This window comes from Pseudomonas sp. MWU13-2105, from assembly GCF_023242315.1.
GTDB lineage: Bacteria > Pseudomonadota > Gammaproteobacteria > Pseudomonadales > Pseudomonadaceae > Aquipseudomonas.
The window spans coordinates 225,096-249,447 of record NZ_JALLIY010000001.1 but is presented as its reverse complement, the minus strand read 5'-3'; the positions used below and the strand labels follow the sequence as shown (position 1 = coordinate 249,447).

18 protein-coding genes and 1 pseudogene are annotated in these 24,352 nt (G+C 62.5%); 9 read left to right on the top strand and 10 right to left on the bottom strand.

Features of this window, described 5'->3' with window-relative positions; translation table 11 throughout:
- Window positions 1-260: 260 nt before the first annotated feature.
- The 7 genes from M5B96_RS01185 to M5B96_RS01155 form a co-directional block, all read right to left on the bottom strand.
- On the bottom strand, window positions 261-1,685 hold the full coding sequence (locus M5B96_RS01185; RefSeq protein ID WP_248794687.1) for a gamma-aminobutyraldehyde dehydrogenase: 1,425 nt from the start codon (window positions 1,683-1,685) through the stop codon (window positions 261-263).
- A gap of 256 nt (window positions 1,686-1,941) precedes the next feature.
- A complete protein-coding gene (locus M5B96_RS01180) occupies window positions 1,942-2,769 on the bottom strand; it encodes an ABC transporter permease (protein WP_248794686.1) in 828 nt (275 codons plus the stop codon).
- Window positions 2,759-3,706, bottom strand: a complete 948-nt coding sequence (locus M5B96_RS01175; protein WP_248794685.1) for an ABC transporter permease — start codon at window positions 3,704-3,706, stop codon at window positions 2,759-2,761. The genes M5B96_RS01180 and M5B96_RS01175 overlap by 11 nt, the downstream gene beginning before the upstream one ends.
- A 1-nt stretch (window position 3,707) precedes the next feature.
- Complete coding sequence (locus M5B96_RS01170; RefSeq protein ID WP_248794684.1) at window positions 3,708-4,733, bottom strand: ABC transporter ATP-binding protein; 1,026 nt, start codon at window positions 4,731-4,733, stop codon at window positions 3,708-3,710.
- 215 nt (window positions 4,734-4,948) lie between these two features.
- Window positions 4,949-6,100 carry a putative ABC transporter substrate-binding protein YdcS gene (gene ydcS / locus M5B96_RS01165; RefSeq protein WP_248794683.1) on the bottom strand — a complete coding sequence of 384 codons (1,152 nt, stop codon included), beginning with the start codon at window positions 6,098-6,100 and terminating at the stop codon, window positions 4,949-4,951.
- Between the two features lie 86 nt (window positions 6,101-6,186).
- Window positions 6,187-7,677 (bottom strand): gamma-aminobutyraldehyde dehydrogenase, encoded by a 1,491-nt coding sequence (locus M5B96_RS01160; protein WP_248794682.1) that lies wholly within the window; start codon window positions 7,675-7,677, stop codon window positions 6,187-6,189.
- 106 nt (window positions 7,678-7,783) lie between these two features.
- Window positions 7,784-8,698 (bottom strand): LysR family transcriptional regulator, encoded by a 915-nt coding sequence (locus M5B96_RS01155; protein ID WP_248794681.1) that lies wholly within the window; start codon window positions 8,696-8,698, stop codon window positions 7,784-7,786.
- A gap of 142 nt (window positions 8,699-8,840) precedes the next feature.
- On the opposite strand from M5B96_RS01155, the gene M5B96_RS01150 reads away from it, so the two are divergent.
- Window positions 8,841-9,476, top strand: a complete 636-nt coding sequence (locus tag M5B96_RS01150) for a class I SAM-dependent methyltransferase (protein WP_248794680.1) — start codon at window positions 8,841-8,843, stop codon at window positions 9,474-9,476.
- 148 nt (window positions 9,477-9,624) lie between these two features.
- Here M5B96_RS01150 and M5B96_RS01145 read toward each other — a convergent pair whose 3' ends face one another.
- Both M5B96_RS01145 and M5B96_RS01140 read right to left on the bottom strand, forming a co-directional pair.
- Entirely contained in the window at window positions 9,625-10,824 is a 1,200-nt protein-coding gene (locus M5B96_RS01145; protein WP_248794679.1) for a DUF4157 domain-containing protein, read from the bottom strand.
- Window positions 10,825-10,948: 124 nt separating this feature from the next.
- Window positions 10,949-12,604 (bottom strand): diguanylate cyclase domain-containing protein, encoded by a 1,656-nt coding sequence (locus M5B96_RS01140; protein WP_248794678.1) that lies wholly within the window; start codon window positions 12,602-12,604, stop codon window positions 10,949-10,951.
- 86 nt (window positions 12,605-12,690) lie between these two features.
- Between M5B96_RS01140 and M5B96_RS01135 the strand changes: the two genes are divergently transcribed.
- The 8 genes from M5B96_RS01135 (at window position 12,691) to M5B96_RS01100 (ending at window position 21,599) form a co-directional block, all read left to right on the top strand.
- Window positions 12,691-14,313: a methyl-accepting chemotaxis protein gene (locus tag M5B96_RS01135; protein ID WP_248794677.1), complete on the top strand. Its 1,623-nt coding sequence runs from the start codon at window positions 12,691-12,693 to the stop codon at window positions 14,311-14,313.
- Window positions 14,313-14,831: a chemotaxis protein CheW gene (locus M5B96_RS01130; RefSeq protein ID WP_248794676.1), complete on the top strand. Its 519-nt coding sequence runs from the start codon at window positions 14,313-14,315 to the stop codon at window positions 14,829-14,831. Before M5B96_RS01135 ends, M5B96_RS01130 begins: the two co-directional genes overlap by 1 nt.
- Window positions 14,828-16,102, top strand: a complete 1,275-nt coding sequence (locus M5B96_RS01125) for a CheR family methyltransferase (protein ID WP_248794675.1) — start codon at window positions 14,828-14,830, stop codon at window positions 16,100-16,102. The genes M5B96_RS01130 and M5B96_RS01125 overlap by 4 nt, the downstream gene beginning before the upstream one ends.
- On the top strand, window positions 16,099-16,785 hold the full coding sequence (locus tag M5B96_RS01120) for a chemotaxis protein CheW (protein WP_248794674.1): 687 nt from the start codon (window positions 16,099-16,101) through the stop codon (window positions 16,783-16,785). The genes M5B96_RS01125 and M5B96_RS01120 overlap by 4 nt, the downstream gene beginning before the upstream one ends.
- Entirely contained in the window at window positions 16,782-19,073 is a 2,292-nt protein-coding gene (locus tag M5B96_RS01115; protein WP_248794673.1) for a hybrid sensor histidine kinase/response regulator, read from the top strand. The genes M5B96_RS01120 and M5B96_RS01115 overlap by 4 nt, the downstream gene beginning before the upstream one ends.
- On the top strand, window positions 19,070-20,080 hold the full coding sequence (locus tag M5B96_RS01110) for a chemotaxis response regulator protein-glutamate methylesterase (RefSeq protein ID WP_248794672.1): 1,011 nt from the start codon (window positions 19,070-19,072) through the stop codon (window positions 20,078-20,080). Before M5B96_RS01115 ends, M5B96_RS01110 begins: the two co-directional genes overlap by 4 nt.
- A 51-nt stretch (window positions 20,081-20,131) precedes the next feature.
- Window positions 20,132-21,136, top strand: coding sequence for a response regulator (locus M5B96_RS01105; protein ID WP_248794671.1), 1,005 nt, complete (start codon window positions 20,132-20,134; stop codon window positions 21,134-21,136).
- 178 nt (window positions 21,137-21,314) lie between these two features.
- Window positions 21,315-21,599, top strand: a complete 285-nt coding sequence (locus M5B96_RS01100; protein WP_248794670.1) for a hypothetical protein — start codon at window positions 21,315-21,317, stop codon at window positions 21,597-21,599.
- A gap of 338 nt (window positions 21,600-21,937) precedes the next feature.
- Here the strand turns inward: M5B96_RS01100 and M5B96_RS01095 are convergent.
- Window positions 21,938-24,140, bottom strand: a pseudogene (locus M5B96_RS01095) (type VI secretion system tip protein VgrG).
- Window positions 24,141-24,352: the final 212 nt, after the last annotated feature.

The window sequence follows — 24,352 nt, the reverse complement described above, 5'->3', positions numbered from 1 at the left end:
CGAAACCGTGGCCGGGCCATGACGGCCCGTCCCGGTTCGGTATTGTTGTGGTGGATCTGGATTGCGGGTAGATATCTTGAATGGTGGTGCTTGTTCTGGCCTCTTCGCGGCTGTGCGGCGTCCCGACAAGCTCCGCTGCCACAATGACCGCGTCGAATTTACTTTTCGCAGGCGACCGATAACCTGTGGGAGCGGAGCTTGCCCGCGAAGAGGCCCTCAAGACGAACGCCTGCTTCGCGGACAACCCAGGTATTGATGTGTCAGTGCTTGAACATCACATGCCGCACGGTGGTGTAGTCCTCCAATCCGTACATCGACATGTCCTTGCCATACCCGGACAGCTTCTGCCCGCCATGGGGCATTTCGCTGACCAGCATGAAGTGGGTGTTGACCCAGGTGCAGCCGTACTGCAAGCGGGCCGCCAGGCGATGGGCGCGACCGACATCGGCGGTCCACACCGACGACGCCAGGCCGTAGTCCGAATCGTTGGCCCAACCCAGCACCTGGGCTTCATCGTCGAACCGGGTTACCGAGACCACCGGCCCGAACACCTCGCGCCGGACGATTTCGTCATCCTGCAGGGCGTCGGCCAGGACCGTCGGTTCGAAGAAGAAGCCGTTGCCGGGCACCGCCTTGCCGCCCGTGACCAGGCGGATATGTGACTGGGCCAGTGCGCGCTCGACGAAACCGGCCACGCGATCACGGTGCTGGGCGGTGATCAGCGGGCCCAGCTCGGTTTGCGGATCATCCTGCAAGCCATACTTGATGGTGCTGACCGCCGCGCCGAGTTTCTCGACGAACTTCTCGTAGATCCCGGCCTGGGTATAGACCCGACAGGCGGCGGTGCAGTCCTGGCCGGCATTGTAGAAACCGAAGGTGCGGATGCCCTCCACGGCGGCATCGATATCGGCGTCGTCGAAGATGATCACCGGGGCCTTGCCGCCCAGTTCCATGTGCATGCGCTTGACGCTGTCGGCGGTGCTGGAAATGATCTGCGAACCGGTAGCGATGGAGCCGGTCAGCGACACCATGCGTACTTTCGGGTGGGTCACCAGCGGGTTGCCCACGGTCGGGCCGCGGCCGAAGACCAGGTTGAACACGCCGGCCGGGAAGATCTGCGCGGCCAGTTCGGCCAGGCGCAAGGCGGTCAGCGGGGTCTGTTCCGAGGGCTTGAGTACCACGGTATTGCCGGCGGCCAGGGCCGGGGCGATTTTCCAGGCGACCATCATCAGCGGGTAGTTCCACGGCGCGATGGAGGCGATCACGCCCACCGGGTCGCGGCGGATCATCGAAGTGTGGCCGGGCAGGTATTCGCCTCCCGCCGAACCGCTCATGCAACGGTTGGCGCCGGCGAAGAAACGGAACACGTCGGCGATCGCCGGGATCTCGTCGTTGAGGGCCGCGCTCAGGGGCTTGCCGCAGTTGTCCGACTCCAGTTTCGCCAGTTCCGGGCCATGGGCCTCGATGGCGTCGGCCAGTTTCAGCAGCAGCAGGGAGCGGTCTTTCGGCGCGGTCTGCGACCAGCTTTCGAAGGCGCCGTCGGCGGCGCGCACGGCGGCGTCGACCTGGGCTTCGCTGGCTTCGTTGATATCTACCAGGACCCGGCCCAGGGCCGGGTTGAACACGGATTGGGCCGGGCCTTCGCCGTTGACGAGTTGGCCGTTGATCAGCAGTTTGGTTTGCATGGTCATGTCCTCATGGAGCAATCAGGTGGTTCTGTAGACACCGAATTTTTCGGAGTTTGTGGGAGCCTTCGGATGGATGGGAGTCTCCTTGTGGGGGCGGAGCTTGTCCGCGAAGCTTTTAGTGCCCTCAAGGGCCCCTTCGCGGGCAAGCTCCGCTCCCACGGTCCAAGTTCAAGTTCAAGTCCAAATTCCAGTCACAGCCTCAGTTCCAGTTCCGATTTAGCTTTCAATTTCGGTAGCCGGCCTCGGTCTTCGCTTATTTGCCGCCACTGCCGGCCACGCTTTCGCCGCCGCGGGTCAGGTAGTAGGCGCCGAGTATCGGCAGCATCGTGACCATCATCACCAGCATGGCGACCACGTTGGTCACCGGGACGTCCCGTGGCCGGCTGAGCTGGTTGAGCAGCCAGATCGGCAAGGTGCGTTCATGCCCGGCGGTAAAGGTAGTGACGATGATCTCGTCGAACGACAGGGCGAACGCCAGCATGCCGCCGGCCAGCAGCGCCGAGCCGAGGTTCGGCAGGACGATGTAGCGGAAGGTCTGCCAGCCGTCGGCACCCAGGTCCATCGAGGCTTCGATCAGGCTGTGGGAGGTGCGCCGCAAGCGGGCGATGACGTTGTTGTAGACGATCACCACGCAGAAGGTCGCGTGGCCGACGATGATGGTGAACATCCCCGGCTCTATCCCCAAGGTCTTGAAGGTCGCGAGCAAGGCGATCCCGGTGATGATCCCCGGCAGGGCGATGGGCAGGATCAGCATCAGCGATATGCCCTGCTTGCCGAAGAAGTCGCGGCGATACAGGGCGGCCGAGGCCAGGGTGCCGAGCAGCATGGCGATCAGCGTGGCAATCGCGGCGATCTGTAACGACAGCTTGATGGCTTCCAGTACGTCCGGTCGGGCGAAGGCCACGCTGAACCACTTCAGGGTGAAGCCCTGGGGCGGGAAGCTGAAGGCCGCGTCTTCGGTGTTGAAGGCGTAGAGGAAGATGATCAGGATCGGGAAGTGCAGGAACACCAGCCCGCCCCAGGCCGCCAGGCGCAGGCCGAGTGAAGCCTGGTCGCCGTGTTGTTGTGCATTAGAGCGCATCGAAGGCCCCCAGACGTTTGACGATGGACAGGTACACGGCTATCAGCACGATCGGCACCAGGGTGAAGGCCGCCGCCATCGGCATGTTGCCGATGGCGCCTTGCTGGGCGTAGACCATGCTGCCGACGAAGTAGCCGGGCGGGCCGATCAGTTGCGGCACGATAAAGTCGCCCAGGGTCAGCGAGAAGGTGAAGATCGAACCCGCCGCGATACCTGGAATCGACAGCGGCAGGACCACCTGCATAAAGGTCTGGCGCGGTTTGGCGCCGAGGTCCGCGGAGGCTTGCAGCAGCGACGGCGGCAGGCGTTCCAGGGAGGCCTGGATCGGCAGGATCATGAACGGCAGCCAGATATAGACGAACACCAGGCAACGGCCCAGGTGCGAGGTCGACAGGGTACTGCCGCCGACCCCGGGAATCCCCAGCACGAACTGCAACAGCGGCTCCAGCCCGAGGTGCTGGACGAACCACTGGGCGACGCCGCCCTTGGCCAGTAGCAGGGTCCAGGCATAGGCCTTGACGATATAGCTGGCCCACATCGGCATCATCACCGCGATGTAGAAGAACGCCTTGGTCTTGCCCGTGGTGTAGCGCGCCATGTAGTAGGCGATGGGGAAAGCGATGCAGCCGGCGACGATCGAGACCACCACGGCCATGCCCAGGGTGCGCAGGATGATGTCGAAGTTCGACGGCGCGAACAACGCGGCGAAGTTGGCCAGGGTCAGGTCCGGGGTGACCGCCATGGTGAAGTCGTCGAAGGTGTAGAAGCCTTGCCAGAGCAGGGTCAGCAGCGAGCCGAGGTAGATCGCGCCGAACCAGATCAGCGGCGGCACCAGCAGCAGTGCCAGGTAGAGATTGGGGCGGCGGTACAGCAGGTTGGCGAAGCGTCGCATCGGCGAGCCGGCCGAGTTGGCCTGGGGGAGGGCGAGGGTGTTCATCTCAGGCCTCGCTCGCCAGCACGGTCATGGCTTCCCGCGCCCAGCGCGCGGTGAGGCGCTGGCCGGCCTGGTGCCCGTTGCTGCTGGTCTGCCATTGGGTATTGGGCTGGCTGATGTTCAGGGTCTGGCCGTTGTCCAGTTTCAGTTCGTAGCGGGTGGCGCTGCCCTGGTACTGGATATCGTGGAGCAGGCCGCTGATCTCGACTTCATGGCCTTGCACCGGACCGTCGGCGAAGCGCACGTGTTCCGGGCGGATCGACAGCGGCAGGTCGCTGCCGCAGAGCTGTTTGGCCAGCTCGCCGCGAAGCACGTTGGAGGTGCCGACGAACTCGGCGACAAACACTGTGGCCGGTTTCATGTAGAGGTTGCGCGGGCTGTCGACCTGCTCGATGCGGCCCTTGTTGAACACGGCCACGCGGTCGGACATGGACAGGGCTTCAGTCTGGTCGTGAGTGACGAAAATGAAGGTGATGCCCAGTTGCCGCTGGAGCTTTTTCAGCTCGCCCTGCATCTGTTCGCGCAGCTTGAGGTCGAGCGCGCCGAGGGGTTCGTCGAGCAGCAGCACGCGGGGGCGATTGACCAGGGCGCGGGCCAGGGCCACGCGCTGGCGCTGGCCGCCGGAGAGTTGTACCGGCTTGCGCTCGCCGTAGCCGGCCAGGGCGACCATACCCAGGGCCTCTTCGGCGCGCTCCAGGCGTTCGCTCTTGCCGACGCCTTTGACTTTCAGGCCGTAGGCGACGTTGTCACGTACGTTCATGTGGGGGAACAGCGCGTAATCCTGGAATACCGTGTTCACGTCGCGCTGATAGGGCGGCAGGCCGGCGGCTTCTTCGCCATGGATGCGGATCGAGCCGGCGCTGGGTTGTTCGAAGCCGGCGATCAGGCGCAGGCAGGTGGTCTTGCCCGAGCCGGAAGGGCCGAGCATGGAAAAGAACTCGCCGTCCTGGATATCGATGGAAACCCGGTCGACGGCTTTCACTTCGCCGAACTGACGGGAAACGTGGGTGAACTGGACTGCAAGCGTCATGATGCGGTGCTCCGAGAAGGCGTGGGTGGCCGCAGCGGCCCGGCCTGGACTTCTGAAAAATCCGAAACGGTGGATGGTGGTCTGACTAACACCGCGAACCCGTGTAGGAGCTGGCTTGCCGGCGATGGCGTCCGGATAGGCGATGCAAGGCTCAAGGGCCTTATCGCCGGCAAGCCAGCTCCTACAGGTTCATCATTAGCCTTCAAACTGGATGATTACCGACCACCCATGATCGCGATGTAGTCCTGGGTCCAGCGGCTGTACGGCACGAACTTGCCGCCCGCGGCCTGCGGGGTGGTCCAGAAGGCGATCTTGTCAAAGTGGTCGAAACCGTTGGTCTTGCAGCCTTCGGCCCCCAGCAGCTCGCTTTCCTTGCACGCCGCCGGTACCGCCGGCAACGAACCGAACCAGGCCGCGACATCGCCCTGGACCTTGGGCTGCAACGACCAGTCCATCCACTTGTAGGCACAGTTCGGGTGCTTGGCATCGGCGTGCAGCATGGTGGTGTCGGCCCAGCCGGTGACGCCTTCCTTCGGAATGGTCGAGGCCACCGGCTGCTTGTCCGCCTGCAGGCCGTTGACCATGTAGCCCCAGGAGCTGGAGGCCGCAACGCCTTCGTTCTTGAAGTCACTCATCTGCACTGTGGCGTCATGCCAGTAGCGGTGGATCAACGGCTGCTGCGCGCGCAGTAGGTCGAGCACGGCCTTGTACTGGGTTTCGGTCAGTTCGTAGGGGTTCTGGATGCCCAGTTCCGGTTTGGCCGACTTCAGGTACAGCGCCGCGTCGGCGATGTAGATCGGACCGTCATAGGCCTGCACGCGGCCCTTGTTCGACTTGCCGTCCGGCAGGTTCTGCGCATCGAAGACCACGCCCCAGCTGGTGGGGGCCTGCTTGAATACATTGGTGTTGTACATCAGCACGTTCGGGCCCCACTGATAAGGGGTGCCATAGGTCTGCTTGTTGACCACATACCACGGTGCATCCTTGAGCCGCGGGTCGAGGTTCTTCCAGTTCGGGATCAACGCGGTGTTGATCGGTTGCACGCGCTTGCCGACGATCAGTCGCAGGGAGGCGTCGCCCGAGGCGGTGACCAGGTCATAACCGCCCTTGGCCATCAGACTGACCATTTCATCGGAGGTGGCCGCGGTTTTCACGCTGACCTTGCAGCCGGTTTCCTTCTCGAAACCCGTCACCCAGTCGTAGGCCTTGTCGCTTTCGCCGCGTTCGATGTAGCCGGGCCAGGCGACGATATCCAGTTGGCCTTCGCCCGCACCGACGGCTTTCAGCGGCTCGGCGGCCTGGATCGAGACGCTGGCCAGCAGCGCGGTGGTCATTGCACTGAGGAGTGCGGTCTTGTGCACGAACATGGGGATTCCCTCTTCTTTAATTATGGTCGGGGCAGTTGAACGTGATGCAGCGTGCCGTTGCGGGCTGGTTATTAGAGTAGAGCGTGTTACAGATGCTGGCCGTGGCGCGCCATGATGTGGCGTACCACGCTGTAGTCCTGAAGCGAATCGCTGGACAGGTCCTTGCCATAACCGGAGCGTTTCAGGCCGCCGTGGGGCATTTCGCTGACCAGCATGAAATGGCTGTTGATCCAGGTGCAGCCGTATTGCAGGCGCGAAGCCACCTGCATGGCCTTGTCCAGGTTCTGGGTCCAGACCGACGAGGCCAGGCCGTATTCCGAGTCATTGGCCCAGTCCACCGCCTGGCTCAGTTCGTCGAAGCGGGTCACGGTGACCACCGGGCCGAACACTTCGCGCTGGACGATTTCGTCGCTCTGCCTGCAACCGGCAAGCAGGGTCGGCTGGTAATAGAACCCGGCCCCGGAGTGCACGGCGGCGCCGGTGACCCGTTCGATATGCGGCTGGCCGAGGGCGCGCTCGACGAAGCTGGCGACACGGTCGCGCTGGCGGGTACTGATCAGCGGGCCGATTTCATTGTCGGCGTCGCGCTTGCCGGCAAACCGCAGGCTGCTGACCGCCGCGCCGAGCTCGGCGACCAGTTTGTCGTGAATCCCGGCCTGGGCGTAGATCCGGCAGGCGGCGGTGCAATCCTGCCCGGCGTTGTAGTAGCCGTAGCTGCGCACGCCTTCGACCACGGCTTGCAGATCGGCGTCGTTGCAGACAATCACCGGGGCCTTGCCGCCCAGTTCCAGGTGGGTGCGTTTCACACTCTTGGCGGCGGCCTGGAGGATTTTCTGGCCGGTGACGATATCGCCGGTCAGCGACACCATGCGCACCTTCGGGTGGCTGACCAGATGGCTGCCGACCCCTTCGCCACCGCCGCAGACGATATTGATCACCCCCGCCGGCAGAAGCTCGGCGAGCATCGGCGCCAGGGCCAGGATCGACAGCGGCGTGTGTTCCGAGGGCTTGAACACCAGGGTGTTGCCGGCGGCCAGGGCCGGGGCGATCTTCCACGCGGCCATCATGATCGGGTAGTTCCACGGTGCAATGGAGGCCACCACGCCAATCGGGTCGCGGCGGACCATGCTGGTGTAGCCCGGCAGGTATTCGCCGGACAACTGGCCGGTCTGGCAGCGCACGGCACCGGCGAAGAAACGGAATACGTCGACGGTGGCACTGAGGTCGTCCTGGCGGGCCAGGTGCAGGGGCTTGCCGCAGTTCAGCGATTCCAGGCGGGCGAGCAGGTCGGCGTTTTTCTCCACCGCGTCGGCGATGGCCAGGAGGCTATTGGCGCGTTGCTGCGGAGTGGTCCGCGACCAGCCGGCAAAGGCCCGGTGGGCGGCGAGGATGGCGCTTTCGACCTGTTCGGGGCTGGCTTCGGCGATATGGGTGAGCACCTCGCCCGTGGCCGGGTTGAGGATTGGCTCGACAAAGCCCTGGCCGGCAACGAGTTCACCGTCGATCAGCAAAGCAGTGAACAGTGGGGTCGGGTGCGCGCCAGCCATTTTACGAGTTCTCTTTTCTTGTGTGGCCATGGAGCTTCCCCTATCGCTGGAGTCCGGCCTTTCTCTAGATGGATGGCAAGAGACTAGTGGGCGGACGGGAGGTCGACAAATACTAAATACTGAATGCAGCGTTCGATTAAATAGATGGCTTGCGCCCGCCCTGGGGTTGTTCACGGGCCACGGTCAGGAACGGGTCCACCAACGGCGGCCGGGCGGTGCCCCGGCGCCAGGCCAGGCCGACGTCGAGGGTCTGGCTGAGGTCGGCCAGTGGCCGCGCTTCGATGATGTCGCCTTCCAGCGACCAGGGCCGGTAGGTCATGTCCGGCTGGATCGATACCCCCAGCCCGGCCGCCACCAGGCTCCGTACCGCCTCGGTGGACGCGGTGCGCAAGGTGATCCGCGGTTGCAGGCCGGCACCGCGCCACATGCGCTGGGCATTGCGGTCCATTTCATCGACATTGAGCTGGATCAGCGGCTCGCGGGCGACGTCGGCCAGGTTGATGCTGTCGTGTTCCAGCAGCGGATGCTGGGCCGGCAGCCACAGGCGATGCGGCGAGTGGGTCAGGACTTCGGTCTGCAGGGCATGGCGGTCCTCCAGGTTGGAGAGGATCAGCACGCCGACATCGATCTCGCCGCTGACCAGCAAGTGTTCGATATAGGGCCGCTCGTCTTCCATCACGCGGATCTCCACATTGGGGTAGGCGCGCTGGAAGCGGGTCAGCAGGTCAGCCAGGTAGTAACCGGCCACCAGGCTGGTCACGCCGATGGTCAGTTGTCCGGCGACCTGGTCGGTGCTCTGTTGCAGGCTGCGCTTGGCGTTGTCGACGGTGGCCAGGATCAGGTGGGCCTGGCGCAGGAACTGGTGGCCCTGGTGGGTCAGGGTCATGCCCTTGGCGTGGCGGTTGAACAGGCTGACGCCGATCTCCTGCTCCAGCTGCTGGATCGCCAGGGTCAGGGTCGATTGGGAAATGAACACTGCCTGGGCGGCGGCCGAGATCGAGCCGGTCTCGGCCACGGCGATAAAGTGACGGATCTGACGCAAGGTCATCATGGGCTGTGCACCGCTGCCGGTTTCCGGTAGGTTGTTTTTATGGATGCGAACCAGTGTATATCTTTTTAATCGATGGCCTTGCCGTCGCCGGGCCCTGGTCTTTGACCGTGGGCATCTCTAATGGAACTGACGGGTTCGGCAGATGGTTAACCTGATTGAGAAGGCGACACTGATGCATTTTCACCGTCATCGCATTGCCGAGCATTCAAGGGGCTCGACCAAGGCGTTGGGCTGGAAAGACCAGCACAGCCAGGATGCCCGCTTTGCGGTGTTGGCGCGGATTGGCCCGCTACAGGGCTGTACAGTGCTGGATGTCGGTTGCGGGCATGGGGATTTGAAGGCCTATCTGGATCGTATTGCGCCGGACGCTGCCGCTCTCGGCGCCTATATCGGGGTTGATCTGCTGCCCGAGTTTATCGAGACGGCCCAGGCGCGCTTTTCCGGACAAGACAATGTGGCGTTTTATCAGTGCGACTTCAGCCAGTTGATACTGCCCGAGGTGGATTATGTGTTTGCCAGCGGAGCGCTGAGTTATCGCAGTACCGAGGTGGACTATTATCAGCGGATGATTGCGAAGTTTTATCAGGCGGCGCGGCATGGGCTGGCATTTAATATGCTGGATGCGGCACTATTTCCTGAACATCCACTATTGGTGGGGCATGATCGGGCGGGGGTGCTGGCGTATTGTCAAAGCCTGTCGGGTAATGTGGAGGTGGTGGATGGGTATCGGGTGGACGATTTTACGTTGTTGATGTGGAAGTGTGAGCGGGTGGTTTAACTGTGTGCGGGCGTTTGAGTGAAGGTTTTTCGCAAGACACTCGTATTTACCGTGCTCTATGTGGGGAAGGTTTTTTTGTCGTGCAAGTGAAACTGAGGTGAGGTTACCAGACCCTATAGGTGCGTTGACTTCGAGGGGGTGTTTGTTTTCAAGGCATCTGTCCGGTTGCCTGTTTATAAGTGTGCTCTATTTTTTCTTGCGAATAGGTGTCGTGACTCAGGGCAACTGTTCCACCAGAAGGATGTGTACTGGCTATCTCAACGATATTTCCGTCGGCGTCTTTTTTATATGTGACTTCAAGGTGATAAGCGCCCTCGCTGGCCTCAAGTGAACCGCCATGCTCTGTCACATTAATATCTTTTAGTTTGCCTGCATCTTTTTTGATGTTTCTCAAGGCCTTTCTGAAAGCTAACATTTTTTCTTTTTCGAGAAAAAAGTAATCTATTTTTCCGGTCTGGGATTTAACAAGAGGACCACTGGCGTGCTGTTGCCTGATTCGCCCGCTGTCGTTGTTGCCGGCTGTTTTAAAATATAAGGTTGGCAGCCTGTCGGGCGATGTTGTCAAGAACTTGAGGTTGTCCTTGTGGTACAGGCCAGAGGGACTGAAATGATTATTTTTTTTGTCGAGTTCTTGTTGGCTCTTTGCACGCTCTATTGCTTCTAAAAGAGTAGCTTCGTCTGGGAAGTGGTGGAGGGTTTTTGAGGTGTCCCAGTTTCTTAGAACGGCTATGTCACCAGGCTCCAATTCACCCTGCTTTTCGATGTCTTGTGCCGTTTTGCCGCCTGCTATGACGACACGCTGAACAGTTTTATTTTCAGCGCTTGGGGGCGTCGGGGTAACCTTCATCTTCGTCTGCGCTATCATTTGCGCGGCCTGATCACCCATCACGTCAGCTTCTCGTTCCAACCTCCGATCATCATTCACCCCAACGTTTCCCTTCATTTGCATTGTCGGTTTCACCCGACCCTGTGCCTGCTGCACCACATGCCAGGCTTCATGCGGTAAATGTTTTTCCTGCCCTGAGGCCAGGTGAATCTGACTGCCTTGCGCATAAGCATGGGCATTTAGCTGGGCGGGTTTATTTGAGTTGTAGTGGACGTTGACATGATCCATGTTCATGCCTGACAGTGACTCTATACCGGCTTTAAGCTGATCCGGCAGACCCGTATGATTGGACTCTGCGACAGGTGTCCGGGCTAACTGCGCCGATGTCGGGCGCGCATCATGTAATACCCTGCCTTGCTGCGATTGCGCACGATTATCTTTTAATACCACCGATTTGCGTTGGCTGACCGTATCGTCGGGATTGCGCCGTTGCTTTCTGCCTTGATAAGTCTGGTCAGCCATCGTATTTCGCTCTTCATTCCATTGATTTGAATCGCTTCATTATTCTTGCAGTGGTCAGCGTATACCATAAAAGGCGTTTCGCTAGTGCAGCAAGCAGCGCGGGCCGTCCGCTCAACGCAAGCCGTCAGCCTTTTACCGCCTCATGAAAATGCGCCTGGCCCTTGCCCGCATGCTTGGCGCGGTACAGGGCCTGGTCCGCGAGGCCCAGCACGTCGCTCATGTCCGGGGCATCCGGGGGCCACAATGCGCCGCCGATGCTGCAGCCGATCCACGCAGGGGCATCGTGCACCCGGAACGCTTGTCCCAGGCTGGCCAGTACCCGCTCGGCAACGCTGCGTGCCTGGTCGATGGCATCGTGGCGGGGCACCTGCAGGACCATCAGGAACTCATCGCCGCCCAGGCGCGCCACCAGGTCGCCTTCGCGCAGACAGACGCGCAAACGACTGGCCACTTCCCTGAGCAACTCATCGCCGCCGGCATGGCCGAACTGGTCGTTGATCGGCTTGAAACCGTCCAGGTCCAGATACAGCACGGCCAGGTAATGATTCTGCGCCTGGCTGCGTTGCTGGGCCCGGGGCAGGTATTTCTCCAGCGCGGCGCGGTTCGGCAAACCGGTCAGGGCGTCGTGGTGAGCCAGGCTCTCCATCAGGCCCAGGGCGGTCTGGTGATTGCTCAGGCTGTCCACCAGATGGCGGATCGACTGGCTCAGTTGAGCGATTTCCCGGGTGCCCTTGATCTCGGGAATCTCCATGGATTCGCCCAGGCTCAAACGGTCGGCGGCCCTGGCGATGTCATGCAGCGGTCGGGTAAACCAGGTAGCCAACAGCCAGCCGACAAAGGCGGTAACCACCGCCAGGGCAATGCCCCAGACCAGGATATCGCGCTGCAATTGATTGGTTGGGGCGTAGGCCTCGTCGAGCGTCTGGCGCGCGACCACGGTCCAGCCCAGTCCGCTATAGCTGCCGTAGCCGCGACTCACGGCAATGCCCGTGAGGTAGTCCTTGCCGTCCGGCCAGCGCTGGACGCCCCAGCGGGTCTGTTGGCCGCCGGGGTCATCGAGCAAGGGCAGGGGCAATGCCTGGCCGATCGAGTCCTTGGGACCGAGGATGAGCTGGTGGTTGGCGGCAAGTACGAAAAATTCAGCTTTACGCCGGATCTGCCGGGGTTCGTACAAGGATTGACGCAGCTCTTCGGCCCAGTCCCAGGAGAGGTGTGCCGCGAGGACCCCTACTTTATTTTGTGATGGTATGTTGCTGAGTTCGTCGCTGAGCACCGGCAAGCTGATGTCCACGAACTTCATGGGCTCGCCACTGGGGTTGGGCAGCAGTTTGGACAGTCGCTTGGCGTCATGCACATCACCGACGAACAACTGCTCGCGGCCCTGGCTGAACACGGGGCGTTCGCCGATATTGGCCTGTTCGAGAATGCCTTGGGTCGCCGCCTTGACCACGCCGTCGGGCGCGACGAAGCCGACCCAGGCGAGGCTGGGGAACTGCGCCTGCAAATGATTGAGCAGGTGCCGGATCTGCCGGGTGTCCGAGGCTTGCTGTATGACCTGGAGCCGACTGATGACACTCAGCAGGTGGATCCGGCTGGCCATGTCACGGTCCAGTCGATCGGACATCTGGTAGGCATTTTCGGCCAGATCCTGGCCAATTTCGCGCATCATCCGGGAACTGGAGTCGTGGCTGATCAATGCACCCAGCAACCAGCTCAGCAAGCCGACCAACAAGGCAATCATCAACGCAAAACGGCTGCGCAGGCTGGGCAGGACGGGCATGAACAAGGTTCCTGGGATGGATGGCTCAAGGATGACACACGCTCGGCTATACTGCCCTTCATTTGAATGGCTCTAGAGGACTGCGAGTGAAGAACTGGACGTTGCGCCAACGAATACTGGCAAGCTTTGCGGTAATCATCGCGATCATGCTGCTGATGGTCGTCGCCGCGTATTCCCGGCTGCTGTCGATCGAGTCCAGCGAGGAAAGCGTGCGCACCGACGCCCTTCCCGGGGTTTACTACAGCACCATGATCCGCAGCGCCTGGGTCGACAGCTATGTGCTGACCCAGCAACTGTTGGGGTTCACCGCCGACGGCAACATCAGTGCCGCCGACCAGGCGCAGTTCAAGGACTTTGAAAACCGCCTGAGCGCGCAGATCGACAACTACCAGAAGACCATTTTCACCCAGGAAGACCAAGCGGCCTTCGACGCATTCAAACGTGATCACGTGGCTTACGACAAGTTGCTGACCAGCGTGCTCGATCTCTACCAGCACAAGCAGAACGACCAGGCTATCCGGATGTTCAACGAACAACTGGCGCCTGCCTGGTCCGCCGGTCGCAATCAACTCAATGACATCATCAACCAGAACAAGGATGTCGCCGACCAGGACACTGCCTCGATTTCCGCCGCCGTGTCCGCGGCGAAACTCAGCATGGGCATTTCCTTGCTGATCGCGCTGGTGGCTGCCGGCCTCTGTGGCCTGCTGTTGATGCGGGCGATCATGGCGCCGATGCAGCGAATTGTCGAAATCCTCGAAATCATGCGCACCGGTGACCTTAGCAGCCGCCTGAACCTGGAGCGCAAGGACGAGTTCGGCGCGGTGGAAACCGGCTTCAACGACATGATGACCGAGCTCACGGCCCTGGTTTCCCAGGCCCAGCGTTCCTCGGTGCAGGTCACCACCTCGGTCACGGAAATCGCCGCCACCTCCAAGCAACAGCAGGCCACGGCCACCGAGACCGCCGCGACCACCACCGAGATCGGCGCGACCTCGCGGGAAATCGCCGCGACCTCCCGCGACCTGGTGCGGACCATGACCGAAGTCTCCACCGCCGCCGACCAGGCCTCGGTGCTGGCCGGTTCCGGCCAGCAAGGCCTGGCGCGCATGGAGGAAACCATGCATTCGGTGATGGGCGCCGCCGACCTGGTGAACTCCAAGCTGGCGATCCTCAACGAGAAGGCCGGCAACATCAACCAGGTGGTGGTGACCATCGTCAAGGTCGCCGACCAGACCAACCTGTTGTCCCTCAATGCCGCCATCGAAGCGGAAAAGGCTGGCGAGTACGGCCGCGGTTTTGCCGTGGTCGCCACCGAAGTGCGGCGCCTGGCGGACCAGACCGCCGTCGCCACCTACGATATCGAGCAGATGGTCCGTGAGATCCAGTCGGCGGTGTCCGCCGGGGTCATGGGCATGGACAAGTTCTCCGAGGAAGTGCGTCGCGGCATGTTCGAAGTGCAGCAGGTCGGTGAGCAACTGTCGCAGATCATCCATCAGGTCCAGGCCCTGGCCCCACGGGTGCTGATGGTCAACGAAGGCATGCAGGCCCAGGCTACCGGCGCCGAGCAGATCAACCTCGCCCTGGTGCAACTGGGCGACGCGAGCAGCCAGACCGTCGAATCCCTGCGCCAGGCCAGTTTCGCCATCGACGAGCTGAGCCAGGTCGCGGTGGGCCTGCGCAGCGGCGTCTCGCGTTTCAAAGTCTGATGAGCGAGTGGGTGGCTAAACGCGTTGCCAGCGCGCAGCCCGGGAACAGCCTGTTCCTGGTCTTTCGTATCCAGGGCGAACGCTATGCCCTGGAGGCCGTCGAAGTGGCCGAAGTGCTGCCGCGCCTGCAACTCAAGCCGATTGCCCAGGCCCCGGCCTGGGTCGTGGGGGTGTTGGCCCATCGGGGGGCGATGGTGCCGGTGATCGATGTCAGCGCCATGACCTTTGGCACGCCGGCGGCGGCGCGCACCAGCACGCGCCTGGTACTGGTGCATTACCGTCCCGCCGGCGAGGTGCCCGGGCGCTTGCTCGGGCTGATTCTCGAGCAGGCCACCGATACCCTGCGCTGCAACCCGGCGGACTTCCAGCCCTATGGCCTGGATAATCGCGCGGCACCCTACCTGGGACCGGTGCGTGAAGATGCCCAGGGCCTGCTGCAACGTATCCGGGTCAATGACCTGCTCAGTGCCGAGGTGCGCGCGCTGCTGTTTCCAGCCGCGGATGAGGCGCCGGCATGAGTGACGACCCACGCTTTTTCGACTTCCTCAAGCAGCGCATCGGTCTCGACGTGGCCTCGGTCGGCCCGGCGATTATCGAGCGTGCCGTGCGCCAGCGTTGTACCCAGTTGCAGATGCCGACGGCGGAGCACTACTGGACCCGGCTGCTGGCCAGCGGCGACGAGCAGCAAGCGCTGATCGAAGCGGTGATCGTCCCGGAAACCTGGTTCTTCCGGTACCCGGAGTCCTTTTCCACCCTGGCACGCCTGGCCATCGAGCGGCTGGCGCAGCTCAAGGGCATGCGTGCCTTGAAGATCCTCAGCCTGCCCTGTTCCACCGGCGAAGAGCCCTATTCGATTGCCATGGCCCTGCTCGATGCCGGCCTGGCGCCGCACCAGTTCAAGGTCGACGGCATTGACGTCAGCCCGCTGTCGGTGGAGCGGGCCAAGCGCGCGGTGTACGGCAAGAACTCCTTTCGCGGCCAGGGCCTCGAGTTTCGCGAACGGTATTTCACCGTGGTGGCGGACGGCTACCGGCTCAGCGAGCGGGTCCGCGAACAGGTACGTTTGCAAAGCGGTAACCTGCTCGATCCTGAGTTGCGGGCAGGCGAGGTCTATGACTTTGTGTTCTGCCGCAATTTGCTGATCTATTTCGACCTGGCCACGCAACGCGAGGTTTTCGAGATACTCAAGCGTCTTACCCATGTCGACGGGGTGCTGTTTATCGGCCCGGCCGAGGGCAACCTGCTGGGGCGGATAGGCATGCGTTCCATCGGTGCGGCGCAGTCCTTTGCGTTTCGCCGGCAGACGGAGGTGGCGCCCGAGCCTCTGCCGGTGTTTGTGCCGCCGCCTTTGCCGCTGCGTGTGTCGCCCGCCGTCGGCGCGCCGGTGCAGCCGCTGCGTCGACCGTTCTCCTCCAACGCCGCATTCGCGCCCCCCGCGCCAGCGCCGCTGGCTTCGGACGATGCGGCCAGCCTGCTGGCGCGGATTGCCACCCTGGCCAACGAGGGCAACGGCGTCCAGGCACGCCAGGCCTGCGAAACCTACCTGCGCCGACACGAGCCGGTGGCCCAGGTCTTCTACTGGCTGGGCCTGCTGAGCGACGTGGCCGGCAGTGCGCTGGAGGCCCAGGGCTTTTATCGCAAGGCCTTGTACCTGGAACCGCAACATCCCGAGGCCCTCGTGCACCTGGCCGCCCTGCTGGCTTCCCAGGGTGATGCGGCAGGTGCCCGGCGATTGCAGGAGCGCGCCGCCCGGAGCGAGCGCACCGCTGACAGTGAGCGTAAACGATGAGTGGTTTGACAGACTTGAACCTGACCCACCATGACGCCGAGAAAATCGACGATTGCTGGAACCGCATGGGTATCCACGGCGACAGGTCCTGCCCGTTGCTGGCCGAGCATATCCACTGCCGCAACTGTGCGGTGTATTCCGCCGCCGCCACGCGCCTGCTCGACCGTTATTCGTTGCAACAGGAGCGTGCCGAGCAGGTCGCGACGGTCGAGGTCGACAGCGATATCGTCACCCGTTCGTTGCTGATGTTCCGGCTCGGCGAAGAATGGCTGGGCCTGGCCACCCGCTGCCTGGTGGAAATTGCGCCGCTGCGGCCGATTCATTCCCTGCCGCACCAGCGCTCACGGGCCTTGCTCGGTGTCGCCAATGTGCGCGGGGCCCTGGTGGCGTGCCTGTCGTTGGTGGAGTTGCTTGGGCTGGACGCTTCGGTGACGCCGCCAGCGGGCGCTCGGATCATGCCGCGTATGCTGATCGTCGGCGCCCAGGGCGGTCCGGTGGTACTACCGGTGGACGAGGTGGACGGTATTCATGGCATTGACCAGCGCCTGCTCGACAATGCCAGCGCCGCCGGCCCCCAGGCCAGCGCGCGGTTCACCCGTGGTGTACTGCCGTTCAGGGGGCGCAGCCTGCGTTGGCTGGATGAAGAGCAATTGTTGTCGGCCGTGACCCGGAGCCTCACATGACCCCCGATCAAATGCGCGACTCGTCGCTGCTGGAGTTGTTCAGCCTGGAGGCCGAGGCCCAGACCCAGGTGCTCAGCGCCGGCCTGCTGGCCCTGGAGCGCAATCCGACCCAGGCCGACCAGCTCGAGGCTTGCATGCGTGCGGCCCACTCGCTCAAGGGCGCGGCGCGGATTGTCGGCGTGGATGCCGGGGTCAGCGTCGCCCATGTGATGGAGGATTGCCTGGTCAGCGCCCAGGAAGGTCGCCTGTACCTGCAGGCCGAACATATCGACGCCTTGCTGCACGGCACCGACCTGTTGATGCGCATCGCTACGCCCAGCGCCAAGGTCGGGCCGCAGGAGATCGAGGCTTATGTCCTGCGATTGCAGGTGTTGCTCGATCCTGCCGCTGGCGTTGCCCGGACGGAGCCCGGCCTGCCAAGCGTGGCCGCGCCGCTGGAGCCTGTGGTGCCGCCGCCCGCGCCCCTGGACCAGGACCTGACGCCTGTTGAGGCGGCGTCGGTGGAACTGACGCCCCCGGGGCGTCGGGTTGCCGAAGGCGGCGAGCGGGTATTGCGGGTTACCGCCGAACGCTTGAACAGCCTGCTCGACCTGTCGAGCAAGTCGCTGGTGGAAACCCAGCGCATCAAGCCTTACCTGGCGAGCATGCAGCGCGCGCGGCGGATACAGAACAAAGGCCTGCGCGCCCTGGACCAACTCAGCGATCACTTGAGGAGCGTCGGCTTGAGCCTGGAAGCCGAGGAGGCCCTGGCCGATGCCCGGCGCCTGCTGGCCGAGTCCCAGCAGATGCTGACGGCGCAAGCCGTGGAGCTGGACGAGTTCGGCTGGCAGGCCAGCCAGCGTGCCCAAGTCCTGTATGACACGGCACTGGCCTGCCGCATGCGGCCCTTTGCCGATGTGCTCAGTGGCCAGGTGCGGATGGTCCGCGACCTGGGCCGTAGCCTGGGTAAACAGATACGCCTGGAAATCGAAGGGGAGAAAACCCAGGTCGACCGCGACGTGCTGGAGAAACTCGAAGCGCCGCTGACCCACCTGCTGCGCAATGCCGTCGACCATGGAATCGAAAGCCCGGAACTGCGGGTGCTGGCCGGCAAGCCGGCGGAAGGCCTGATTCGCCTGCGCGCCTCGCACCAGGCCGGCTTGCTGGTGCTGCAATTGAGCGATGACGGCGCCGGCGTGGATCTGGAGCGGGTCCGGCGTAGCGTTATCGAGCGCCAGCTGTCCCCGGCCGAGACCGCCGCGCAACTGAGTGACGAGGAGCTGCTGAGCTTTCTCTTCCTGCCGGGTTTCAGCCTGCGCGACAAGGTCACCGAAGTCTCCGGGCGCGGGGTTGGCCTCGACGCGGTGCAGCACATGGTCCGCCAGTTGCGCGGTGCGGTGGTGCTGGAGCAGACGACGGGGCAGGGCAGTCGTTTCCACCTTGAAGTGCCGCTGACCTTGTCGGTGGTGCGCAGCCTGGTGGTGGAAGTCGGCGGCGAGGCCTATGCCTTTCCCCTGGCCCATATCGAGCGCATGTGCGACCTGGCCCCCGAGGACATCGTCCAGCTCGAGGGGCGCCAGCACTTCTGGCACGAAGGCCGGCATGTCGGGCTGGTGGCGGCCAGCCAGTTGTTGCAGCGCCCGGCCAGTGAACACCCTGATGGCAACCTCAAGGTCGTGGTGATCCGCGAGCGCGAGGCGGTCTATGGGGTCGAGGTGGAGCGTTTTGTCGGCGAGCGCACCCTGGTGGTATTGCCGCTGGACCCACGGCTGGGCAAGGTCCAGGATATTTCCGCCGGAGCCTTGCTCGATGACGGTTCGGCGGTGTTGATCGTCGATGTCGAGGACATGCTGCGCTCGGTGGACAAGCTGCTCGATACCGGTCGCCTGGAACGTATCGACCGGCGCAAGCGCCAGGCCAGCGAGGCGGTGCGCAAGCGCGTGCTGGTGGTCGACGACTCCCTCACTGTGCGCGAATTGCAACGCAAACTGCTGCTCAACCGCGGGTACGAGGTGGCGGTCGCGGTGGATGGCATGGACGGTTGGAACGCCCTGCGCGGCGAAGACTTCGACCTGTTGATCACCGATATCGACATGCCACGAATGGACGGGATTGAATTGGTCACACTCTTGCGTAAAGACGCGCGCTTGCAATCGCTGCCGGTCATGGTGGTGTCCTACAAGGACCGTGAAGAAGACCGTCGCCGTGGGCTGGACGCCGGAGCCGACTATTATCTGGCCAAGGCCAGTTTTCATGACGACGCCTTGCTCGATGCCGTGGTCGAGTTGATCGGGGGAGCCCAGGGATGAGGATCGCTATCGTCAATGATATGCCCATGGCGGTGGAAGCATTGCGCCGTGCCCTGGCCTTCGAGCCGGCGCACCAAGTGATCTGGGTCGCCGGCAATGGCGCCGAAGCGGTGCAGCACTGTGCCGAGGACACCCCGGACCTGATCCTGATGGACCTGATCATGCCGGTGATGGATGGCGTCGAAGCCACCCGGCGGATCATGGCCGAGTCGCCGTGTGCCATCGTCATTGTCACCGTCGACCGGCAGCAGAACGTCCACCGGGTGTTCGAGGCCATGGGCCACGGCGCCCTGGATGTGGTCGACACTCCGGCCATCGGCGCCGGCAATCCGAAGGAAGCTGCGGCGCCATTGTTGCGCAAGATCCTCAATATCGGCTGGCTGATCGGCCAGCGTGGCAGCCAGGTGCGCAGCGTGAGCGCGGCGATCCGGGACAACAGCCCGCGGCAGAAACTGGTGGCCATCGGCTCTTCAGCCGGGGGGCCGGCGGCCTTGGAAACCCTGCTGAAAGGTTTGCCTGCTAATTTCCCCGCCGCCATCGTCCTGGTCCAGCATGTCGACCAGGTATTCGCCGCCGGTATGGCCGAATGGTTGAGCGGTGCCTGCGGCCTGCCGGTGCGCCTGGCCTGCGATGGCGAGGCACCGCAGCCTGGCAGCGTACTGTTGGCCGGGACCAACCACCATATCCGGTTGTTGAAAAACGGGACCCTGGCCTACACCGCCGAGCCGGTGAACGAGATCTATCGGCCTTCCATCGATGTGTTCTTCGAGAGTGTCGCCAGTTACTGGAATGGCGATGCGGTGGGTGTGTTGTTGACGGGCATGGGCCGCGACGGTGCCCACGGGTTGAAGCTGATGCGCGAGCACGGCTACCTGACCATCGCCCAGGACCAACAGAGCAGCGCCGTATACGGCATGCCCAAGGCGGCGGCGGCCATCGACGCCGCCGTTGAGATTCGCCCACTGAACAAGATCGCGCCACGCTTGCTGGAGATATTTCCGACATGAGTTCTATAGTCAGCAATCCTGGTTTGAAAGCAGTATTTCAGGTGACCGCGTATGAATGATTTACAGCTATATGATTTCAAGACCACTGACGAAAACGCCGCGATGGTGTTGCTGGTTGACGATCAGGCCATGATCGGCGAGGCGGTGCGGCGCGGGCTGGCCACTGAGAGCAATATCGATTTCCACTTCTGTGCCGATCCGCACCAGGCGATTGCCCAGGCGATCCGCATCAAGCCGACGGTGATCCTGCAGGACCTGGTGATGCCCGGGCTCGATGGCCTGAGCCTGGTGCGTGAATACCGCAATCACCCGGCGACCAAGGACATCCCGATCATCGTGCTCTCGACCAAGGAAGACCCGCTGATCAAGAGCGCGGCGTTTGCCGCCGGGGCCAATGATTACCTGGTCAAGTTGCCGGACAACATCGAACTGGTGGCACGCATTCGCTATCACTCGCGCTCCTATATGACCTTGTTGCAGCGTGATGCGGCGTATCGCGCATTGCGGGTCAGCCAGCAGCAATTGCTTGACACCAACCTGGTGCTGCAGCGCTTGATGAACTCTGATGGCTTGACCGGCTTGTCCAATCGCCGGCACTTCGACGAGTACCTGGAGCTGGAGTGGCGACGAGCGCAGCGCGAGCAGATGCAGATGTCATTGCTGATGATCGATGTGGACTATTTCAAAGCTTTCAATGACAGCTTTGGTCATCTGGCGGGCGATGAAGCCCTGCGCAAGGTGGCGGAGACAATCCGTGAGGCCAGCAACCGGCCTTCGGACCTGCCGGCGCGTTATGGCGGTGAGGAGTTTGCGTTGGTCCTGCCGAACACTTCGCAAGGCGGTGCGCGACTGGTCGCGGAAAAACTGCGGCAGACCGTGGTGGGGTTGAAGATTCCGCACAATATGCCGGGCGAGGGGGCGGTGCTGACGGTCAGCATTGGGGTGTCCACGGTGATACCGCAGCAGGGCAGCAACTGTCGCGATCTGATTTCGGCGGCGGACAAGGGGCTGTATTCGGCGAAGAACAGTGGGCGTAATCAGGTGGGGGTTGGTTGAGGCGGATAAATCGCCATTACTGGCATCCGCAGTGGCTCGTATTTCAAGCTGTAAAAGCGGCGACTATTCGGCGAGCGGTTGGACTATAGTTCGGTCGTCACCGATGCGTCGGTGATCGATCTTAGCCGGTCGAAATTCCTGTCGGAGCGTAAATACCTCTATGTAAGGATTTTCATCGATGACCCAATATCGCCCGCTACAAAGCAACCTCACCGAAGTCCCCATTCTCTCCCTCAATCTCGATGCCCCGGTGCGTGACCTGTATGAGTGTGCCATCCAACGCATCAAGGCCGCCCGTGACCTGAGCTACAGCCTGACCTGCATGAGCATCGGCAACACCTGCGACCGTGATCTTCAGCACTTCGCCAGTGCCTCTTACCTGCTGTTGCAGGATGGCCGCGACGCGCTGGACGCGATGCAGGGCCGCTTCACCGACCGAACCCGCAGCGCCACGGTTTCCTGACTGAACATCACCCGTGTGGGGCCGGCTTGCTGGCGAAGACTTCCTCAAGGGCAGTGCAAGGCTCAAGGGCCTCTTCGCGGCGGTGCGGCGTCCCGACAAGCTCCTCTCCCACAGGCTTTGTGTCGTACACAATATCCGGGGGCGATTCAAATACTGTGGGAGCGGAGCTTGCCCGCGAAGGCGTCAGTTCTGGCGATGCAAATCTTGAGCGTCTTATCACCAATAAAGCCGGCTCCGACACGAGCCGGCGTTGGCCTGAAAGGTTGTGTGAGTCAAACGTCCAGCCCGCGCTCACGTTCCTCGGGTATTGGTGGTGCATGTGAGGATTGGATCTGCGCTCATTGCTTGCGACTCCTTTCGTAACTGTCAGCGCCTTCCGGGACATGGAATTTGTCCCAGTTCAGAAATGCCTTGAGGTCCTGGGCGGTTTGGGTCTTGATGCGGGGGAGAAGTCCGTCGACGTCGCTGGTGACAACCAGAGGGGCGCTTTCTCCAGGCACTGCAACGGTGACCTTGATCCCTTTCAGCGGCATGCCGGAGCGGCTGAGCAGTTGCATCTGCTCGTCGTGGGCTTCTTGGGGTGAACTGCCGGGCATGCGATGTGTGGTTCCGGCCTGTCCTACGGCGGCGGGGTTGAGGGCCGTCAGCACGGCAACTCCCGCTCCCGTACCTGCGATCCCATCGGCGTCGGGGCCTACACGACTGATACCGTTGCCGTCGAGCTTGATGAAGTGACTACCCACCTTGATCGTCAATTCGGTACCGGCCTCGATAACGATTTTTTTGCCTGCATAGAGGTGAATCTCCTGACCAGCCTCAACGAGGTGGCCCACCCCCGCCTTCACCTGCTGGCTTCGTCCCACCGTCAGATGATCATCCCCCTTCACCTCGCAACGTCGATCCTGATGAACCGTGTGATGCTCTTCGGCCCTGAACTCGGCATAGCTGTTGGCTTCAACCCTTTCATGCCGCTCATGGCCGACCTGTACGTGCTGGTCGTGTTCGATGTGCTGCTCGAAATCCCGTTGGGCATGCACATAGATCTGCTCCTGGCCCTTGAGGTCCTCGATGCGGATTTCATTACTGCCACCGCCACCCGGACTGCTCTGGCTTTTGAACACGCTGCGGGTCTTGTGCGCCGGCAGAGGGTAGGGCGCTTGCTGCACCGCGTTGTTCAGGCAACCGACGATCAGCGGTTGGTCCGGGTCGCCTTCGAGAAAGGTCACCAGCACTTCCATGCCGACACGAGGCAGGCTGACGGCGCCATGACCCGGCCCGGCCGGACGCCACCCGCAACCAGCAGCTGCTGTGGGCGCCGGTTTCGTCGGAACGGTCCCAGTGAAACTTCACCTTCACCCGACCGTATTCGTCGCAGTGGATTTCTTCCCCGGGCGGCCCGGTGACGATAGCGGTCTGGGCATTCAGGCGACGAGATTCGTGCGCTTGCAACGGCGGCCGAAAGAACACATCCCGTGGTGTGGCGAGAAAGCTGTTGCGGTAGCCCTGGCGGAAATCGCCGTCGGCGCCGCTCGGGCTCGGCACCGACTCCTCCAGCACCTGCGGCTGTTTACCTTCGTGGGTCAGGTGGGTCAGCAGCCAGAGATCATTCCCGTCCGGCTGCGGATGGTCGCTCAGGGTCAGGAGGTGACCGCTGGCCAATTGTGGCGCATTGCTTTTGCCCGAGGCCTGTCGATAGTCGGCGCGATGGCGTTCCAGTTGGCGGCGATTGAGTTGTTTGCCGGCGTCGTCATGCTTGAAACGGCCGGGATAGCAATAGTCCTCCAACTCCGGTTTTGGTGTTGAATCAGTGCAGTGGGTGGTCCGCTCCAGCAAGGTATGCGGTTTTTCGAAGTCGTAATCACGCAAGGCCGCATGACTGCTGCGAGTCTCCAGGCGCAGGTCAAAGGACTTGATGCTTGCGGTCGCGGCCACGGTGCCACCGTCCGGTACATAGGGCACGGCGTTGGCCAGCCGGCGAAAGAGGGTCTGGTCATCGCCGAAGGCCAGGTGATGGTCGGCCGGGCTGTGCTGGAAGTGGTAGTGCAGGCCGTCTTCAGCACACAACCGCTGGATGAACTCCAGGTCGGACTCGTTGTACTGCACGCAGTACTCGCGGGCTGGCAGGGGCGTGGCGAGATTGAAACTGAAGGCATTGCCGAGGATGCCGTGGTCCTTGAGCACCCGGGCGATGATCTGCGGTACGGTCTGGTTCTGGAAGATGCGCTGGTTGAAGCGATGGTCCAGGTAGGTCAGTTGCGGTACGAGGGTGAGCTGATAGTGGGTCCAGCGCCGGCCGCTATCGCCCTGGCCGATGCTGTAGACCTGGCCGTGGATGCCCGCGCCGCTGTCGTCGAAGGCGAGGAAACCCTGGCGGTGCAACAGTTCGTCGAGGTTCAGGTCCGCGCGGCGGCTGACCAGTTCCAGCTCGAAGCGGTAGGGCTGGCTGATGGCTTCACTGCCTTTGAAGGCCAGCACCTGGAGTTCAGGGGCAAGGCCCGGGAGGGTCAGGGTAAAGCGGTTTGACGGCGCTGAAATGAACATTCGTAGTCCCTTACTCAAGCGGTAAGGGGGGAGTCTGCTTGTCCTTGGCGGTGCGTTTGAATAGTGCGGTGAAAAAATTGAAAAGCCTTACGCATGAAGGTTTTAAAGACCTACGCAGTCGGTAATTTTTTCGCTGGGATCATGACTTTGTGCCCTCACCCCGCCAAGCGGGCTGCCGGGACGCGCACAACTCGGTTATACTCGCCGGCTTT

Excerpts from the sequence above, each read along its gene's own strand:
- M5B96_RS01185 (WP_248794687.1), bottom strand. The coding sequence starts at position 1,685 with ATGCAAACCAAACTGCTGATCAACGGCCAACTCGTCAACGGCGAAGGC.
- M5B96_RS01180 (WP_248794686.1), bottom strand. The coding sequence starts at position 2,769 with ATGCGCTCTAATGCACAACAACACGGCGACCAGGCTTCACTCGGCCTG.
- M5B96_RS01175 (WP_248794685.1), bottom strand. The coding sequence starts at position 3,706 with ATGAACACCCTCGCCCTCCCCCAGGCCAACTCGGCCGGCTCGCCGATG.
- M5B96_RS01170 (WP_248794684.1), bottom strand. The coding sequence starts at position 4,733 with ATGACGCTTGCAGTCCAGTTCACCCACGTTTCCCGTCAGTTCGGCGAA.
- ydcS (WP_248794683.1), bottom strand. The coding sequence starts at position 6,100 with ATGTTCGTGCACAAGACCGCACTCCTCAGTGCAATGACCACCGCGCTG.
- M5B96_RS01160 (WP_248794682.1), bottom strand. The coding sequence starts at position 7,677 with ATGGCCACACAAGAAAAGAGAACTCGTAAAATGGCTGGCGCGCACCCG.
- M5B96_RS01155 (WP_248794681.1), bottom strand. The coding sequence starts at position 8,698 with ATGATGACCTTGCGTCAGATCCGTCACTTTATCGCCGTGGCCGAGACC.
- M5B96_RS01150 (WP_248794680.1), top strand. The coding sequence starts at position 8,841 with ATGGTTAACCTGATTGAGAAGGCGACACTGATGCATTTTCACCGTCAT.
- M5B96_RS01145 (WP_248794679.1), bottom strand. The coding sequence starts at position 10,824 with ATGGCTGACCAGACTTATCAAGGCAGAAAGCAACGGCGCAATCCCGAC.
- M5B96_RS01140 (WP_248794678.1), bottom strand. The coding sequence starts at position 12,604 with ATGCCCGTCCTGCCCAGCCTGCGCAGCCGTTTTGCGTTGATGATTGCC.
- M5B96_RS01130 (WP_248794676.1), top strand. The coding sequence starts at position 14,313 with ATGAGCGAGTGGGTGGCTAAACGCGTTGCCAGCGCGCAGCCCGGGAAC.
- M5B96_RS01125 (WP_248794675.1), top strand. The coding sequence starts at position 14,828 with ATGAGTGACGACCCACGCTTTTTCGACTTCCTCAAGCAGCGCATCGGT.
- M5B96_RS01120 (WP_248794674.1), top strand. The coding sequence starts at position 16,099 with ATGAGTGGTTTGACAGACTTGAACCTGACCCACCATGACGCCGAGAAA.
- M5B96_RS01115 (WP_248794673.1), top strand. The coding sequence starts at position 16,782 with ATGACCCCCGATCAAATGCGCGACTCGTCGCTGCTGGAGTTGTTCAGC.
- M5B96_RS01110 (WP_248794672.1), top strand. The coding sequence starts at position 19,070 with ATGAGGATCGCTATCGTCAATGATATGCCCATGGCGGTGGAAGCATTG.
- M5B96_RS01105 (WP_248794671.1), top strand. The coding sequence starts at position 20,132 with ATGAATGATTTACAGCTATATGATTTCAAGACCACTGACGAAAACGCC.
- M5B96_RS01100 (WP_248794670.1), top strand. The coding sequence starts at position 21,315 with ATGACCCAATATCGCCCGCTACAAAGCAACCTCACCGAAGTCCCCATT.